1 protein-coding gene is annotated in these 288 nt (G+C 69.8%); it reads right to left on the reverse strand.

Features of this window, described 5'->3' with window-relative positions:
• On the reverse strand, window positions 1-288 hold a 288-nt coding region (locus OH705_RS27000), incomplete at both ends, for a GGDEF domain-containing protein (protein WP_267303406.1).

A 288-nucleotide genomic window follows, 5' to 3' on the forward strand; every position in this document is an offset into this window, starting at 1 on the left:
TCGCCGGCCTGACGGCCGACGATGCTGACGCCGCCGAGCTCCTCGCTCAGGCGTGCGGCGACATCACGCAGCAGGCCGTCGCCGGCCGCGTGGCCTTGGGCGTCGTTGACCCGCTTGAAGCGGTCGAGGTCGATGAAGAGCACGGCGGCCGTGCCGTTGGCCTGGGCGACATTGGCCAGGGCCTGTTCGGCCTTGGCGCTGAACATGATCCGGTTCGGTAGCCCGGTCAGCGTGTCGTAGAAGGCCAGCTGGTGCACGCGCTCGTTGGTCTGCTCGCGCTCCAGCGTC

The sequence above is a fragment of the Pseudomonas sp. BJa3 genome (assembly GCF_026343815.1).
Taxonomy (GTDB): Bacteria; Pseudomonadota; Gammaproteobacteria; order Pseudomonadales; family Pseudomonadaceae; genus Aquipseudomonas; species Aquipseudomonas soli.